This is a genomic window from Nocardioides sp. (genome assembly GCF_044226765.1).
GTDB lineage: Bacteria > Actinomycetota > Actinomycetes > Propionibacteriales > Nocardioidaceae > Nocardioides.
The window spans coordinates 488,202-504,059 of record NZ_JBGAGJ010000001.1; the positions used below are offsets into that span (position 1 = coordinate 488,202).

Annotated in this window: 13 protein-coding genes; 7 read left to right on the forward strand and 6 right to left on the reverse strand. The window is 74.5% G+C overall.

Annotated features, from left to right (window positions below):
• Nucleotides 1–3: 3 nt before the first annotated feature.
• Complete coding sequence (locus ACILRH_RS02290; RefSeq protein ID WP_395690515.1) at nucleotides 4–519, reverse strand: DUF1992 domain-containing protein; 516 nt, start codon at nucleotides 517–519, stop codon at nucleotides 4–6.
• A gap of 121 nt (nucleotides 520–640) precedes the next feature.
• Between ACILRH_RS02290 and ACILRH_RS02295 the strand changes: the two genes are divergently transcribed.
• Complete coding sequence (locus ACILRH_RS02295) at nucleotides 641–1,891, forward strand: IS30 family transposase (protein ID WP_395690134.1); 1,251 nt, start codon at nucleotides 641–643, stop codon at nucleotides 1,889–1,891.
• A 72-nt stretch (nucleotides 1,892–1,963) separates the two neighbouring features.
• On the opposite strand, the gene ACILRH_RS02300 is transcribed toward ACILRH_RS02295, so the two are convergent.
• From ACILRH_RS02300 to ACILRH_RS02310, 3 genes are all read right to left on the reverse strand, one after another.
• Nucleotides 1,964–3,430 (reverse strand): MFS transporter, encoded by a 1,467-nt coding sequence (locus tag ACILRH_RS02300; protein WP_395690516.1) that lies wholly within the window; start codon nucleotides 3,428–3,430, stop codon nucleotides 1,964–1,966.
• On the reverse strand, nucleotides 3,427–4,770 hold the full coding sequence (locus ACILRH_RS02305) for a M20 family peptidase (RefSeq protein ID WP_395690517.1): 1,344 nt from the start codon (nucleotides 4,768–4,770) through the stop codon (nucleotides 3,427–3,429). Before ACILRH_RS02305 ends, ACILRH_RS02300 begins: the two co-directional genes overlap by 4 nt.
• A 137-nt stretch (nucleotides 4,771–4,907) precedes the next feature.
• Nucleotides 4,908–5,555 carry a nitroreductase family protein gene (locus ACILRH_RS02310; protein WP_395690518.1) on the reverse strand — a complete coding sequence of 216 codons (648 nt, stop codon included), beginning with the start codon at nucleotides 5,553–5,555 and terminating at the stop codon, nucleotides 4,908–4,910.
• 22 nt (nucleotides 5,556–5,577) lie between these two features.
• On the opposite strand from ACILRH_RS02310, the gene ACILRH_RS02315 reads away from it, so the two are divergent.
• The 6 genes from ACILRH_RS02315 to ACILRH_RS02340 all read left to right on the forward strand — a co-directional run bounded on the left by ACILRH_RS02315 (nucleotide 5,578) and on the right by ACILRH_RS02340 (nucleotide 13,127).
• A complete protein-coding gene (locus ACILRH_RS02315; RefSeq protein ID WP_395690519.1) occupies nucleotides 5,578–6,762 on the forward strand; it encodes an allantoate amidohydrolase in 1,185 nt (394 codons plus the stop codon).
• Nucleotides 6,759–8,060 carry a formimidoylglutamate deiminase gene (locus ACILRH_RS02320; protein WP_395690520.1) on the forward strand — a complete coding sequence of 434 codons (1,302 nt, stop codon included), beginning with the start codon at nucleotides 6,759–6,761 and terminating at the stop codon, nucleotides 8,058–8,060. The genes ACILRH_RS02315 and ACILRH_RS02320 overlap by 4 nt, the downstream gene beginning before the upstream one ends.
• A complete protein-coding gene (hutI, locus tag ACILRH_RS02325; RefSeq protein WP_395690521.1) occupies nucleotides 8,045–9,217 on the forward strand; it encodes an imidazolonepropionase in 1,173 nt (390 codons plus the stop codon). Before ACILRH_RS02320 ends, hutI begins: the two co-directional genes overlap by 16 nt.
• Before the next feature lie 202 nt (nucleotides 9,218–9,419).
• The gene (locus ACILRH_RS02330) at nucleotides 9,420–9,578 is read left to right on the forward strand and encodes a hypothetical protein (protein WP_395690522.1); all 159 of its coding nucleotides are present in this window, start codon (nucleotides 9,420–9,422) and stop codon (nucleotides 9,576–9,578) included.
• Between the two features lie 55 nt (nucleotides 9,579–9,633).
• A complete protein-coding gene (locus ACILRH_RS02335; protein ID WP_395690523.1) occupies nucleotides 9,634–12,579 on the forward strand; it encodes an AAA family ATPase in 2,946 nt (981 codons plus the stop codon).
• Nucleotides 12,580–12,581: 2 nt separating this feature from the next.
• Nucleotides 12,582–13,127, forward strand: a complete 546-nt coding sequence (locus tag ACILRH_RS02340) for a GNAT family N-acetyltransferase (RefSeq protein WP_395690524.1) — start codon at nucleotides 12,582–12,584, stop codon at nucleotides 13,125–13,127.
• Nucleotides 13,128–13,162: 35 nt separating this feature from the next.
• Here the strand turns inward: ACILRH_RS02340 and ACILRH_RS02345 are convergent, their stop codons facing one another.
• Nucleotides 13,163–14,320 carry a TIGR04053 family radical SAM/SPASM domain-containing protein gene (locus ACILRH_RS02345; protein ID WP_395690525.1) on the reverse strand — a complete coding sequence of 386 codons (1,158 nt, stop codon included), beginning with the start codon at nucleotides 14,318–14,320 and terminating at the stop codon, nucleotides 13,163–13,165.
• Nucleotides 14,317–15,657: a protoporphyrinogen oxidase gene (gene hemG, locus ACILRH_RS02350; RefSeq protein ID WP_395690526.1), complete on the reverse strand. Its 1,341-nt coding sequence runs from the start codon at nucleotides 15,655–15,657 to the stop codon at nucleotides 14,317–14,319. The genes ACILRH_RS02345 and hemG overlap by 4 nt, the downstream gene beginning before the upstream one ends.
• Nucleotides 15,658–15,858 lie beyond the last annotated feature (201 nt).

Genomic DNA, 15,858 nt, shown 5'->3' on the forward strand with positions numbered 1-15,858 from the left:
GGCTCACCCCCGCCGGCGCCACCAGCGGCGCTTCGGCGCCGGTGCCGGGTCGGCCGGCGGCGTACGCCGGGCCTCGCGCCGCTCGTGCCACGCGGCGACCGTGGCGTCGACGTCACGGGGCATGGTGACCAGCGGCGGGCCGGGGGAGAGGGAGTAGCGCGCCCGGATCACCCGGGCGTTGAAGTCCTCGACGTGGGCGCGGACCTCGGACTCCGAGAACAGCCGGTCGAGCTCGTCGTCCAGGGCGGCGTCCTCGCGGCGCAGGGCGATGCTCGGCGGGAGGACGGTGATCCGCTCGCGCTCGACCAGCTTCTTCAGCCACCAGTCCGGGTCGTGGTGCTCGCCGAGCCCCTCGATCGGTTTGCCCGCGCCGGGCAGGTTGTCGAAGTCGCCGCGCTCCATCGCCTGTCGGACCTGCAGGTCCACCCAGGTCTGCTGCTGCTCGATCCGGGCCCGCGCCGCGGCCTGCTCGGCCGTGCGGCGGTCGGACCGCTCGGGCTGCTTCGGCTCCTCGGGCATCGGGCGCGCTCACCTCCGGAACCACCACGGTAGTCCCTGACGAAAGCGTGGCCGGGTGGCCGGCGGAGTCAAGTGGTCCTAGCAACACCGACTTTGTGGAGGTGTTGTGCCCAGAAGACGTGTGTCCGACGAGGTCCGTGAGCGGTTCTTCGACCGGGTTGCCGAGGGCTGGTCGCTCGCGGCTGCTGCTGGAGAGGCCGGCGTGGCGAAGCAGTCGGCGTGGGAGTGGTGGCGCGAGTCTGCTCCGGTGTCGTTGAAGCTCATGCCCGGCAAGCGCGGCGGGCTCGTGGACGTTGTGCTGTTGCTCGACCCGCCGCCGACCGCGGGGGCTGCGTCGGACCCGCCCACCCCGGACCGGCTCAGACGCCGGGTGCTGACCAGCGAGGACCGGGCGGTCATCGCCGCGTGCGTGCGGCGACGCGCGCAGGGCGACCCGATCACCCTGGAGGAGATCGGTGCGCTGATCGACCGGGACAAGTCGGTGGTCAGCCGTGAGATCAAACGCAACAGCGGCCCCGACGGCAGCTACCACGCCGGGCTGGCGCACCACAACGCTGTGCAGGCCCGCAAGCGGCCCAAGGAGTTCCGGTTGGTCGCCAACCCGGGGCTGTGTCGCCGGATCGAGGCGTGGATGGACGACGGCTGGTCACCGAAACTGATCGCCACGATCCTCAAGCGCGACTTCCCGCACATGATCATGGAGCGCGTGTCGCACGAGACGATCTACCAGGCGCTGTACGTCCAGACCCGTGGGGAGCTGCGCAAGGACCTGTACCGGCAGCTGTCGACCATCCGGCCCCGCCGCAAGCCCCAGGGCTCGCCGAAGCGTGCCAACAGCCCGTACAAGGAGGCGTTCAAGATCAGCCAGCGGCCCGCCGAGGCCAGGGACCGGGCCGTGCCCGGTCACTGGGAAGGCGACCTGGTCATGGGGGTCGCCGGCGGGGTCGCGGTCGGCACCCTGGTCGAGCGGTCCACCCGGTTCACGATCCTGCTGCACCTGCCCGGCCGCCACGACGCCGACAGCGTCGCCGCCGCGATGATCCGCGAGATGGCCGACCTGCCCGAGCACCTACGCCAGTCGCTGACCTGGGACCGCGGCACCGAGCTGGCCCGCTACGACAAGATCCAGCTCGACCTCGACATGCCGGTCTACTTCTGCGACCCCCACTCACCCTGGCAGCGCGGCACCAACGAGAACACCAACCGGCTCCTGCGGCACTGGCTGACCAAGGGCACCGACCTGTCCAGGTTCACCGCCGCCGACCTCCGCCGCATCGCCGCAACCCTCAACGCCCGACCACGCCCTACCCTGAACCTGCAGACCCCAGCCCAAGCGCTGGACGCACTGCTGACCAAACCGGCAGCAGCATGACCGTTGCTAGGACCACTTGACCTCGCCGCGGTGGTGACCACTCGATCGTCAGGGACTATCCCGGACGAGGCCTCAGACGGCGACCGGGAGGTCGGTCGGCTCCTCGGCCACGTGGCGCGGCAGCATCAGCAGGGAGGCGGCGGCGAGCAGCGCGGCGACCGCGCAGACGGCCCACACGGTGAGGTAGCCCGTCAGCGGCGCGTGGCCCTCGGTCGGGTCCTCCAGCGATCCGGTCGCCGAGAGCGCGATGGCGAAGATCGCGGAGGCGATCGCGCCACCGACCGTCTTGGTCGCGTTGGTCATGCCGGTCGCGAAGCTCGTCCGGTCCGGCGGCGCGGCCGCGGCGGCGGTGGCCGGCAGCGCGGCCACCAGGGCGCCGGAGCCGAGGCCCGCGACCGCCATGTTGATCAGCGCCTGCCAGGTGTGGTCGTGGAAGAGCAGCCACATGCCGTAGCCCACCGCGACCAGCAGGGCCGCCAGGACGAGCGCGCCCCGCGGTCCGAGGGCCCGGGTCGTCAGCGGCAGCGTGAACGCCCCGATCGCCAGGAAGATGACGTAGACCCCGATCAGGGTGGAGACGAAGCCGGCGGACGCCCCGAGGCCGTAGCCGGCGACGTCCGGGTCGGTCCGGGCGAACGTCGACAGCGGGATCTGCGCCCCGAGCACCGACATCCCGAAGAGGAACGCCGTCAGCTGCACCGGCCACTGCCCGGCCGCGCGCATCAGCCGGATGTCGACCAGCGGCTCGGTGTGGGCCAGCTCGTAGCGGGTGAACGGCACCATCGCGGCGACGCCGAGGACGACCAGGCCCCAGGCCAGCAGGCTGCCCGCGCCCTGCAGCCGGATCACGATCAGGCCGCCCATCACCAGCCCCAGCGCGAGCGTCAGGAAGGCCAGGCCGCCGAGGTCGAGCCGTCCCGACGAGGTCCCGGGGGTGTTCTCGATCCCGAACCAGATCACGAAGAAGACGATGGTCACGACGATCGCCGGCAGCGCCAGCAGCACGTTCATCGAGGTGGCGGTCACCAGCGCCCCGCTGGTGACGGCACCGATGATGACCGCGAGCTCGAGCGCGCCGACCAGGACCGCGGCACCGCGGCGGGTGAGCAGGTTCTGGCGGCCGGTGTCGGCGGTGCGCCGGTAGATGATCGCGACCTCGATCGGCAGCCACACGACGTACGCCCCCTGCAGCGCGGCGCCGACGAGGAAGACCCCGAACGACGGCGCGAGCGCGAGCACCCAGGAGCCGAGCGCGGTGACCGCGGTCGAGAGCAGCAGGATCTTCTTGTGCCCGACGATGTCGCCGAGCCGCGCGAGCGGCGCGATGACGATCGCGGAGACGATCAGCTGCGAGGCCTCGAACCAGTTCACGTCGGCGTCGGCGATGTCGAGGTGGTCGGCGATGTCGCTGAAGATCGGCGTGTAGTAGCCCTGCAGGATGCCGCTGGCGATCTCCACGCAGACCAGGAAGCCGACGATCGCGAAGAGGCTGCGCACGTGGGTGCCGGCCGTCGGGCGCGCGGGGGTGGGGGTGCTCACGAAGGGATCCTCTCGATCAGCCGCTGGTACCAACGCACGCCGTCGACGAGGGCGTCGACCCCGAGGTGCTCGTCGTAGGAGTGGAACGACTCGCGCTGCGCCTTGGTCATGCGGAACGGCGCGAACCGGTAGACCCGGGGGCAGATGGCGGTGAAGAACCGCGAGTCGGTGGCCGCCATCATCACGTACGGCGCCGGCACGGCGTCCGGGAAGACCTCGGTGATCGTCGCCTCGATGAGCTCGAAGGCGTCGTCGCGCGGCGAGACCGGGCTCGGCTCGTTCTGCTCGACGACGGTGACCTGCACCTGGTCGTCGTCGATGGTCCGCCGGACGTGCTCGAGCACCGAGGCGACGGTGTCGCCGACCATGATCCGGATGTTGACGCCGGCCCGGGCGGTGCTGGCGATGACGTTGAGCGCGGGGGAGCCGGAGAGCGTGGTGACCGCGAACGTGGTCCGCGTCATCGCCGCGGGCTCCGGGCCGGCGGCGACCAGCACGCGGGTGAGCAGCGGCCGCAGCCGCCCGGCGTTCGCGAGCACCGGCCGCAGCGCGGCCGAGGCGTGGGGGGCGAGCCGGGTGAGCAGCTCCACGGTCGGCTCGGGCACGGACGCGGACATCTGGTGCCGGTCGAGCCGGGTGATCGCACGGGCCAGGCGGGCGGTCGGACCGTTGCGGGCCGGGGTGGAGGCGTGGCCGCCGCGGCCGTCCACGCGCAGCTCGAGCGAGGTGACGCCCTTCTCCGTGACGCCGACGGCGCCGACCGGCGCCGTGACGCCGGGGAAGGCCTCGGCCGCGACCGCGCCGCCCTCGTCGATGACGAACCAGGGCCGCACGCCCCGGCGGCGCAGCTCCTCCACGGCGAGCACCGCGGCGGAGCCGGACACCTCCTCGTTGCAGCCGAAGGAGAGCCAGACGTCCTGCCCCGGGGTGACCCCGTCGCCCAGCAGCGCCTCGACCGCCGCGCAGATCGCGACCAGCGCGCCCTTGTCGTCGAGCGTCCCGCGGCCCCAGATCGCACCGTCGTGGATCTCGGCGCCGAACGGCGGGTGCTGCCAGGGTGCGTCCTCCTCGACCGGTACGACGTCGAGGTGGGCCATCAGCACCACGGGCCGGTCGCTGCTCGCTCCCGGCCAGCGGAACAGCAGGCCGTGGGTGTCGACCCGGGTCAGCTCCAGCCGCTCGTGCAGGACCGGGAACTGTCGGGCGAGCTCGGCGACGAAGTCGTCGAAGGCCGTGTGGTCGACCCGGCTCCAGTCCCGGTCCGAGACCGTCGGGATGCGCACCAGCGCCTGCAGCGTGGCCACGACCGGGTGGCTGGCGGCGTCGACGGGGCGGCTCACGCACGCACCCTAGGGCAGCGGGGCGGCTCCCGTGGCGAGTCGGGACCACTGGTCCGCAGCGCCCGGCGGACGCCGCCGGTGGGCGCCTGTCTCGGATGCGAGACCGACGCGCGGCACCGGTCGTTGACCCGGCCGGGTCACGCCGATGGACTGGACCCGTGCCCCCAGCGCTCGCCCCAGTGACCGCCGTGCACCAGCTCGGCCATCGGCCGGCGGCGCCGGCGCGACGGCGACCCGGCCGCACCGGTGTCTCCCGGGTCCTCGGGGTGGTGGCCCAGGGTGACGACCCCGACCGGGTCGAAGTCCTCCGGGATCCCGAACGCGGCGCGCACCGCCGGCTCGCGGTCCGGCGGCACACCGATGAAGCACGACGCCAGGCCGTGGTCCGTCGCGGTCTGCAGGATCAGCAGGCTGGCCATCGCGGTGTCCATGTCCCAGAAGGGCTTGGGCCAGCGCGCCTCGTCCTCGTCGGTCCACCCCTTGTCGGCCTCGGCGTAGCGGCGCAGGTAGGCGGCCTTGCTCGAGCACGGCAGGATCACCACGGGGGCGCGCATCATGCCGCGCAGCCACTCGTCGGGCTCGTCGACGTCCTCGGCCGTGGCCTCCCAGAAGCGGCGGACGTCCGCCGGGGTGTCGAGCACGAGGAACGCCCAGCCCTGGCTGAAGCCCGCGTTCGGCGCGCGCACGGCGTTGCGCAGCGCGAGGTCGACCACCGCGGGGTCGACGGGGGTGGTCGCATAGCTGCGGACCATCTTGCGGCGGCGTACGACGTCCTGGAACTCCATGGCCGACAGTATGGGGAGCACCGTGCCTGACGACTTCGAGCGGATGTGGTCCGACCTCGCGCCGGTGGGGAGGTCCTCCCGCACGGGCGGCTACTTCCGTCAGCCGTTCACCGCGGCCGAGGAGGAGCTGCGCGCCTGGTTCGTCGAACAGTGCGGCGCGCGCGGGCTGCGGGTCGAGCGCGACGGCTTCGGCAACGTGGTCGGCTGGTGGGACGTCGGGTCGGGTCCGGCCCTGCTCACCGGCTCGCACCTCGACTCGGTCCTCGACGGGGGTGCGTACGACGGCCCGCTCGGCGTCGTGTCCGCGCTGGCCGCGCTCGACCTGATGCGTGCGCGGGGCGCCGTGCCGGCGCGGCCGGTCGGGGTGTCGGTGTTCGCGGAGGAGGAGGGCTCCCGGTTCGGGCTGGCCTGCCTGGGCTCCCGGCTCGCGACCGGCGCCACGACCTGGGAGCAGGCGCGGGCGCTGACCGACCGCGACGGCGTCGCGCTGGGCGACGTGACCTCGGGCGAGGACGGCCGGCTGCTCGAGGGCGTCGGGACCTACGTGGAGCTGCACGTCGAGCAGGGCCGCGACCTCGTCGACCGGGGCGCGGCCGTCGGGGTGGGGAGCGGGATCTGGCCGCACGGCCGCTACCGGCTGGAGTTCGACGGCGAGGCCAACCACGCCGGCACCACCCGGATGGAGGACCGGGTCGACCCGATGCTGACCTACGCCTTCACCGCGCTCGCGGCCAACAAGCAGGCCCGGCTGGCCGGCCAGCGCGCCACCTTCGGACGGGTGGCGGTCGAGCCGAACGGCACCAACGCCGTGCCGTCGCGGGTCACCGCCTGGATGGACGCGCGCTGCGAGACCGAGGAGGGGCTCGCCGACCTGGTCGCCGCGATCTCCGGGCAGGCCGCCGAGCGCGCCGGGCGCGACGGCACGACCCTGGTCGTGACGGCCGAGTCGGTGTCGCCGGCGGTCGGCTTCGACCCCGACCTCGCCGCCGCGCTGGCCGCCGACCACGAGGGTGGCGACTGGCCGGTCATCGCGACGCAGGCGGGCCACGACGCCGGGATCCTGGCGGTGGCCGGCATCCCGTCGGCCATGCTCTTCGTCCGCAACCCGACCGGCGTCTCGCACTCGCCCGCGGAGCACGCCGAGGTGGCCGACTGCCTGGTCGGCGTCTCGGCGCTCGCGGACACCCTCGAACGGCTGGCTCGATGACGCAGCCCACGTCGGCGTACCTCCTCGAGCGGGCCTGGGTCGACGGTGCCGTCCGCGACGACGTGCTGGTCGAGATCAGCGACGGGCGGTTCACCCGGGTCGAGGTTGTCAGGGACTTCATGACGTTGTCGGGGGTTGCAACCCCTGACAACGTCATGAATCCCCGGCTGACCGGGGATTCATCCACCCTCCCCGGCCTCACGATCCCCGGCCTGCGCAACGACCACAGCCACGCCTTCCACCGGGCGCTGCGGGGGCGGACCCAGCGGGGGCGGGGGACGTTCTGGACCTGGCGCGAGCAGATGTACGGCGTGGCGGCCCGGCTCACCCCCGACACCTACGCCGCCCTGGCCCGGGCGACCTACCGAGAGATGGTGGCCGCGGGCTGCACGAGCGTCAGCGAGTTCCACTACGTCCACGACCCGGAGCCGGAGATGGAGGCGGCCCTGCGGTGGGCGGCGGACGAGGCCGGCATCCGCCTGACCCTGCTCGACACCTGCTACGTCAGCAGCGGCTTCGGCGCCCCTCCGCAGGGCGTGCAGGAGCGCTTCAGCGACGGCACGGCGCAGCGCTGGGCCGAGCGTGTCGGCGACGGGCCGGCCGCCATCCACTCGGTCCGCGCCGTGCCGCGCGAGCAGCTCCACGTCTTCCGCGGCCGCGCCCCCCTCCACGTCCACCTCTCCGAGCAGGTCGCGGAGAACGAGGCCTGCCTGGCGGCGTACGGCGTCACGCCCACGCGGCTGCTGCACGAGGAGGGCCTGCTCGGACCCACGACCACGGTCGTCCACGCCACGCACCTCACCGACGACGACGTCGAGCTGCTCGGCAGCACGCGCACGAACGTCTGCATCACCCCCACCACCGAACGCGACCTGGCCGACGGGATCGGCCCGGCCCGCCGGCTGCACGACGCGGGGTGCCGGATCAGCGTCGGCAGCGACAGCCACGCGGTGATCGACCCGTTCGAGGAGCTGCGCGGCCTGGAGATGGACGAGCGCCTGGCGACGCAGGTGCGTGGCCACTGGTCGGCCGCCGAGCTGCTCGCGATCGGGACCGGCAACGCGATCGCCGTCGGCGAGCCCGCCGACCTCGTCACCATCGACACGGCCAGCCCCCGCACCGCGGGCACCGGCGCCGACGAGAACACCGCCGTCTTCGCCGCGACCGCCGCGGACGTCGTGCACGTGGTGGCGCAGGGGCGGGTGGTCCATCGCCGCGGCGACGACGAGGCGGTCGGGCGCGAGCTCGACGCGGCGATCCGAGCCGTGCACGAGGGGGCGCCGTGGCCAGCATCCTGATCACGGGCATCGGTGAGCTCGTCACCAACGACCCGCACGCCCTCGACCTGCTCGGGGTCGTCGAGGACGCCGCCCTGGTCGTCGAGGGCGCCACGGTCGCGTGGACGGGCCGCGCCGCCGACGCGCCGGCCGCGGACCAGCAGGTCGACGTCGGGGGCCGGGCGGTGCTCCCGGGCTTCGTGGACAGCCACAGCCACCTGGTCTTCGCCGGTGACCGGTCCGGGGAGTTCGCGGCCCGGATGGCCGGGACGCCGTACGCCGCCGGGGGCATCCGCACCACCGTCGCCGCCACCCGCGCCGCGACCGACGAGCAGCTCACCAGCCACGTCGCCCGGCTGGTGGAGGAGATGCGCCGGCAGGGCACCACCACCGTCGAGATCAAGAGCGGCTACGGACTGACCGCCCACGACGAGGCCCGGTCGCTGGCGGTCGCGCGGCAGTTCACCGAGGAGACGACGTACCTCGGTGCCCACGTCGTGCCGCCCGAGCTCGCCGACGACCCGGAGGCGTACGTCGACCTGGTGGTCGGTCCGATGCTCGACGCGGCGGCGCCGCACGCGCGGTGGATCGACGCCTTCTGCGAGCGGGGGGCGTTCGACGCCGACCAGGCCCGACGGGTCCTCGCTGCCGGCGCCGCCGCCGGCCTGCGCGGGCGGCTGCACGCCAACCAGCTCGGCCCCGGGCCGGGCGTGCAGCTCGCGGCGGAGCTCGGGCTGGTCGCGGTCGACCACTGCACCTACCTCGACGACGATGACGTGGCCGCGCTGCGCGACGCCGGCACGGTCGCGACGCTGCTGCCGGGGGTCGAGTTCTCCACCCGGCAGCCCTACCCGTCGGCGCGGCGGCTGGTCGACGCCGGCGTGCGGGTCGCGATCGCCTCGGACTGCAACCCCGGCTCGTGCTTCACCAGCTCGATGCCCTTCTGCGTCGCGCTGGCCGTCCGGGAGATGGGGATGACCCCGGCCGAGGCGGTGCACGCGGCCACCTACCGCGGCGCCGAGGCCCTGGACCGCGACGACGTCGGCGCGCTGGTGCCGGGCCGCCGCGCCGACCTGGTGGTCCTGGACGCCCCCTCCCACGTGCACCTGGCCTACCGCCCGGGTGTCCCGCTCGTCCGGCAGACCTGGGTCGCCGGCCGGCCGCTGCCCCAGCTGTAACGCGGGGTTATGGACGCTGCACGTGCCGCATACGCCATGTCCAGCGTCCATAACCCCGCGTTACAGCGGGCGCGGAGCCCCACCTAAGGCACCCCGGCCGGCGCGGGCGGGGCGGAGATAAGGCACTCGTCCGATGTGCGGGCCTACCTCAGGGGACGAACCTCGGGTCATCAGCCGGAGGAAGAACCCAGAGGAGCACACCATGTTCGAGCACATCGTCGACCGAGACTTCGTCAAGACCGAGATGCAGTTCCGCGCCGGGCGCACCCAGGCGGACATCGTCGGGCGGCGCCGCCGCCGGCTGCTGGGCCGCCGGTCCAGCAGCGGGGCCGGCGAGACCGGGTGGACCGTCGTCCGCTGACGAGGGCACCGAAATGGTCGCGCAGGCCGCGGAGGAGCAGGAGAGACTGTCCGACGTGGCACACACCGGTCGGACCCTGGTCGGACGAGACGCCGAGCTGGCGGAGGTCGCCTCCCTGCTCGGCGTCCGTCCGTCCCCGGACGACGGGGGTGCCCCCGGCGCGGCCCCGGACACCGGGACCGCCGCCGTGCTGCTGTCCGGCGACGCCGGCGTCGGCAAGACCCGGCTGCTGACCGAGCTGTGCCAGCTCGCCACCGGGTCGGGCTGGCAGGTGTTCGCCGGCCACTGCCTCGACTTCGGTGACAGCGCGCTGCCCTACCTGCCGTTCTCGGAGGTGCTCGGCCGGATGGCCACCGACCTGCCGTCGGTCGTCGACCAGGTCGCCGGCACCCACCCCGCCCTCGGGCGGCTCCAGCCCGGCCGCCGGATGATGGGCCACCAGGAGGGCGAGGCGTCGGCGCTGGACCGCGGCGACCTCTTCGAGTCCGTGCACACCCTGCTCGAGGCGGCCGCGGAGTCCGCACCGGTGTTGCTCGTCGTCGAGGACACGCACTGGGCCGACCAGTCGACCCGCGACCTGCTCAGCTTCCTCTTCTCCCGCCCGTTCGCCGGACCCGTCGCGCTGGTCGTCTCCTACCGCTCCGACGACCTGCACCGCCGGCACCCGCTGCGCCGCCAGGTCGCCGAGTGGTCGCGCCTGCGCGGTGTCCACCGGGTCGCCCTCTCCCCGCTGCCCGAGCCCGCCGTCCGGGCGCTGATCGCCGAGCTGGTCCCCGAGGGCCTGCCCGAGCGCGAGCTCGCCGACATCGTCAGCCGGGCGGAGGGCAACGCGTTCTTCGTCGAGGAGCTCACCAGCGCCGCCGCCGGCCCGGGCCGCTGGGTGCCCGCCGACCTCGCCGACGTGCTCCTCGTCCGCCTGGACCGGCTCGACGACACCGCCCGGCAGGTGGTCCGGGCCGCGAGCGTCTCCGGACGCCGGGTCGCCCACGACATGCTCGCCGCGGTCCTCGACCTCGACGCCGGCGCGCTCGACGAGGGGCTGCGGCGGGCCGTGGAGATGAACATCCTGGTCGCCGCCGACGACCGCTACTCCTTCCGGCACGCGCTCCTCGGCGAGGCGGTGTACGACGACCTGCTGCCCGGCGAGCGGGTCCGGCTGCACGGTCGCTACGTGAGCGCGCTGCAGGAGGGGGTCGCGTCCGGCACCGCGGCCGAGCTGGCCCGGCACGCGCGTCTCGCGCTGGACCTGGACACGGCGCTGACCGCGAGCATCCAGGCCGGCGACGAGGCCGCCCGCGTCGGCGGGCCCGGCGAGGCGGCGTACCACTACCAGCAGGCGCTGGAGCTGCTCTCCGACCCCCGGCGCTGCGCCGAGGTGGACCTCGACCTGTCCAAGCTCGTCGCGCACACCGCCGAGGCCCTCTCGGCCAGCGGCGACCCCGAGCGGGCGGTCAAGGTGCTCGTCGAGCAGCTCGACCGGCTCCCGGTCGAGGCGCCGACCTCGTGGCGGGCCCGGATGCTCTCCACGCGCGCGCACCTGATGATGCTGACCGAGGGCGAGGACCCCGTCCCGGTCTCCGAGGACGCGGTCGCCCTGGTGCCGGAGGGAGACAGCGGGCTGCGCGCCCGGGTCCTGGCGACCCATGCCCGGGTGCTGGCCGGCATGGGCCACTTCGACCAGGCCGAGACCGTCGGCATGGAGGCGCTCACCCTGGCCGAGCGGCTCGACCTCAGCGAGCTCGCCTCCGACGTCATCACCACCCTCTCCGGGCTCAAGCGGGTCGGCCCCAAGGAGGGCCTCCGCGCGGCGCTCGAGGAGGCCGTCGTCCGCGCGGAGGAGACCGGCGCGCTCGACCCCGAGCTGCGGGCCCGCTACCTGCTCGGCAGGTCCTACGAGGACTGGGCGGAGTTCGACCAGACCGAGCGCTGGTTCCGCAGCGCCATCGACCGGGGCGTCGCGGCCGGCATGCCGTTCGCGCCCTACGCCTTCGAGTCGCGGTGGCAGCTCGCCTGGGTCCTCGACGTCCTCGGCCGCTGGGACGAGGCGCTCGCCCTCACCGACGTCGCCGGCGAGCACCCGCCACCGATCCCCCGCGCCCTGCTCGAGCCGATCCGGCTGCGGATCCGGCTCGCCCGCGGCGAGGACGTCGCCGCGGAGGCCCGTTCGCTGCGGATGTTCTGGGCCCGTGACGGCGGCGTCGCGATCAACGCCAGCGCCGTCGAGATCGACGCCGCCGGGCACCGCGGGGACGCCGCCGGGGCCGTCGACGTGTACGACGAGGTGGTCGCCGTCCTCTCCCGGATCTGGCACGAGTGGTTCAGCGCCCGGATCCGGCTCGGCGCGCTCACGGTCGCCGCGGTCAGCGAGTCGGTGCACGGGCTCTCCGCGGCCGAGCGGGCGGCGTACGCCGAGCGGGTCGACCGGGTCCACGCCGACGGCCACGTCGTCCTGGACCGCTACTCCGACCCGTCGGGCCACTGGGGTCCCGAGGGTCGAGCCTGGATGAAGCGCCTGGACGCCGAGACGCTGCGCTGGCGCTGGCTGGTCGGGATCGACGCACCGCCGCAGGAGGAGCTGGTGCGCACGTGGCAGGAGACGGTCACGCTCTTCGAGGACTTCGGTCACGTCCACGAGCTGGCCCGCGTGCGGACGGTGCTCGCCGGGATCCTGCGGGCGAGTGGCGACCTCGCCGGTGCCCGAGAGCTGGGCGACGCGGCCCGGGAGGCGGCGCACCGGTTGGGCGCCGTCCGCCTCCTCGACGACCTGCGAGCGCTCGGCAGCGCTCCGGTCCGCGGGGAGTCGGCGCCCGACGCGCTCACCCCGCGGGAGACCGAGATCCTCGCGCTCGTGGCCGAGGGCCGGTCGAACGGCGAGATCGGCAGGCAGCTGTTCATCAGCACCAAGACGGTCTCCGTGCACGTCTCCAACATCCTCGCGAAGCTCGACGCGGCCGGCCGCACGGAGGCCGCGGCGATCGCGCGGCGCCGGGGGCTGGTCTGAGCGTGCTGCCGGCCACCCTCCCGAGGCTCGACGGTGGGCCGGTCGTGCTGCGTCCCTTCGAGGAACGCGACGCCGCGCTCGTCGTCTCGGTCGCCGACGACCCGCACATCCCGCTCATCACGACCGTGCCGCGCAGCGGCGCGCCCGACGATGTGGCGGCCTACCTCGCGCTCCAGCACGAGCGCCTGAGCACCGGCGTCGGCTACTCCTTCGCCGTCGCGGACGCGGCGACCGACGAGGCGATCGGCCAGATCGGGCTCTGGACCCGTGAGCTCCACGCCGGGCGCGCCTCGGTCGGCTACTGGGTCGCGCCGGCCTTCCGCGGGCGGGGCCACGCGACGGCAGCGCTGCGGACGCTGACCGGCTGGGCCTCCTCCTTCGACGAGATCCACCGGCTGCAGCTGTTCGTCGAGCCGTGGAACACCGGCTCGTGGCGGGCGGCCGAGGCCTGCGGCTACCAGCGCGAGGGCCTGCTGCGCGGCTGGCAGCGCGTGGGCGAGGAGTGGAAGGACATGTACGTCTACGGGCTGGTGCCGCCGCGCCGCTGAGCCCGCCCGTGCCCGTGCCTGTGTCCGCGGTGTCCTCAGCCCGGCCAGCCGGCCGGCACGTGCACGCAGGTCGGGTCGGAGGCGAGGACGTCGCCGGTCACGGCGTACGCGTGGGACCGCGAACCGCCGCACACGTCGCGGAACTCGCAGGCCCCGCACTTGCCGTGGAACTGCGACGGCTCGCGCAGCGACCTCAGCAGGGGGTCGGTGCGGTAGATCTCGCGGAACCCGCGCTCCGTGACGTTGCCGCAGTGATGGGGCAGGAACCCGGACGGGTAGACGTCACCGACGTGGTCGATGAAGGCGAACCCTCGACCCGAGTTGACGTCGATCGGTGGGCGGGGCGGGCGGCGCCGCTGCGCGCGTCCGGCGACCAGGGGCTGCGTGGCCTCGGTCAGCTCCCGGTGGAGGTCTCCCAGCTCGGGGCGCGCGCCGCGGGCGCGCTGGATCGCGATGCGCCGGTAGTGCGGCGCCTCGGTGGCCTTGACGGCGACCAGGTCCGAGACGTCGTGCAGCCAGTGCAGCACGTCCTCGACCTCGGGAGCCGACAACGGCTCCAGCGCGGTCCCCCGCCCGGTGGGCACCAGGAAGAAGACGCTCCACAGCGCCGCGCCGAGGTCGATGACCGTGCGCAGCACGTCGGGCAGCTCGTCGACGTTGCCGCGGGTGACGGTGGTGTTGACCTGGAGGCGGAAGCCGGCGTCCTTGACCCAGCGTGCCGCGCGCAGGGTGTCGTCGTAGACCCCGGGCACGCCGCGGAACGAGTCGTGGGTTCCGGCCACCGCGCCGTCCAGGGACAGTGACAGCGCGACGGCGCCGGCCTCGCGCAGCTCGACGAGCACCTCGGGGGTGAGCCGCGGCGTCACCGACGGCGAGAGCGCGACGTGGAGGCCCACGGACGTGCCGTAGCGCACGAGCTCGGCGAGGTCGGGCCGCTCGAACGGGTCGCCGCCGGTCAGCACGACGATCGGGTAGGGCCGGCCGAAGCCGGCGATGTCGTCCAGCAGCGCCTTGCCCTGCTCGGTGGTGAGCTGGCGCGGGTGGGCCCGGGTCTGCGCGTCGGCACGGCAGTGGCGGCACACCAGGGCGCACGCCCGGGTGACCTCCCAGATGGTGATCAGCGGTCGGTCCGCCGGGTCGTGGTGCAGGTGTCGCACCGCGGGGCGGGTCGCCACCGGCGCCTGGACGGTCATGGTGCCTCCTCGGGGACGGAGAGCGCGGCGGCCGCCGCCTCTCCCGATCGGATTCCGGCCGCGAGCCCCAGCCCGTCGTACGACGCGCCGGCCAGCAGGACGCCGACCGGCAGGGTCTCCCGCGCGGCGGCCACGCGCGCCGGGTGCCCGACGGTGATCTGCGCCAGCGCCGACGGCCAGCGGCGCACGACGGTCGTGGTGGGCGTGACGGTCACCCCTGTCAGGTCGCGCAGGTCGGCGGTGAGGACGTCGACGAGCGCGTCGTCGCCGAGATCCTGCACGCGGTGCTCCCCGGCGCGGCCGGCGGACAGGCGCAGCCAGCAGGTGTCGCCGTCGGCCAGGTGGGGCCACTTGCGGCCCAGGTAGGTCGCCGCCTTGAGCACCCTGCCGGCGGCTGTCGGCACCAGCAGCCCGGTGCCCGGCAGCCCCCGGACCGTCGCGCGGGGCACGCCGGCCAGCACGGTCACCACGTCGGCGGTCTCCACCGTGGCCAGGGTCGCGCTCGCGGTGGGGGCCAGCTCGGCGAGCAGGCGCGCGGCCGGACGAGCGGGGAGGGCCAGCACCACACCGTCGACGGGGTCCGCGTCGTCGAGCCGGTAGCGACCCTCGCTCGTGCGCGTCAGCGTGGTCACCGCTGACCCGGTGCGCACCGTGACGCCGGGGTGGTCGGCGAGCCCGGACGTGAGCACGGACAGCCCCTGGGGCCAGGTCGCGAAGCCCGGGTCCGCGGCGGCGGCCCGGCGCCGCAGCACGAGCGAGCGGCCCTGGGTCGCGGCCGGGACCAGCGCGGGGGCGCAGCCGCGGAGGCTGAGCCTCGAGACGTCGCCGGAGTGGAGGGTGCCGAGCAGGGGGTCGACGAAGGCCCGGACCACGGCGCCGCCGAACCGGCGGCCCACGAAGTCGCCGACGGACATGTCGTCGCCGTCGGCGAGTGGCGGCATCCGCCGGGCGGCCGCCGGCTCGAGCCCGGCGCGGGCCAGGTCGGACCAGGTGAGCGTGTGGCTGCGGACCACCGGCCCGAGCCTGCTGGGCCCGGCGGGGCCGACACCGGCCGGCAGCGGTCGCAGGCCACGCGGGGTGACCAGGCGGGTCGCGCCGGGGCTCGACACCACCATGGTGCCGTCGAGACCGAGCTCGGCGAGCAGCCCGGCCACCCCGGGTGCCGCCAGGTGCAGACCCTCGGCCCCGAGGTCGAGACGGGTCCCGGGCACGACCTCGGCGGTGTGGACCTGGCCGCCGATCCGGTGCTCGGCCTCCCACACGGTCACCCGGGCGCCGGTCTGGGCCAGCCGGCGCGCCGCGACCAGGCCGGCGATGCCGGCTCCGACCACTGCCACGTCCCGAGCCGGCCGATCACGCACCCCTCGACCCTGACGGCTGCGGGCCGGCGGCAGGAGAGGCCTTGTGCGTCCCGTGCCGGGACCAAGGTCCTCCACGGGGCCCACCGGACTGTTCCTCCCGGGAGCGGGTACCGCTTGTCCGCCGGTCGACCGCGCAGCAGACTGGCGCCACCGCACCCCCCACGACGCAGGAGGACG

Bases quoted from the DNA above. Each gene is read 5' to 3' on its own strand.
- ACILRH_RS02290 (WP_395690515.1), bottom strand. From the start codon at position 519: ATGCCCGAGGAGCCGAAGCAGCCCGAGCGGTCCGACCGCCGCACGGCC.
- ACILRH_RS02310 (WP_395690518.1), bottom strand. From the start codon at position 5,555: ATGGAGTTCCAGGACGTCGTACGCCGCCGCAAGATGGTCCGCAGCTAT.
- ACILRH_RS02320 (WP_395690520.1), top strand. From the start codon at position 6,759: ATGACGCAGCCCACGTCGGCGTACCTCCTCGAGCGGGCCTGGGTCGAC.
- ACILRH_RS02330 (WP_395690522.1), top strand. From the start codon at position 9,420: ATGTTCGAGCACATCGTCGACCGAGACTTCGTCAAGACCGAGATGCAG.
- ACILRH_RS02345 (WP_395690525.1), bottom strand. From the start codon at position 14,320: ATGACCGTCCAGGCGCCGGTGGCGACCCGCCCCGCGGTGCGACACCTG.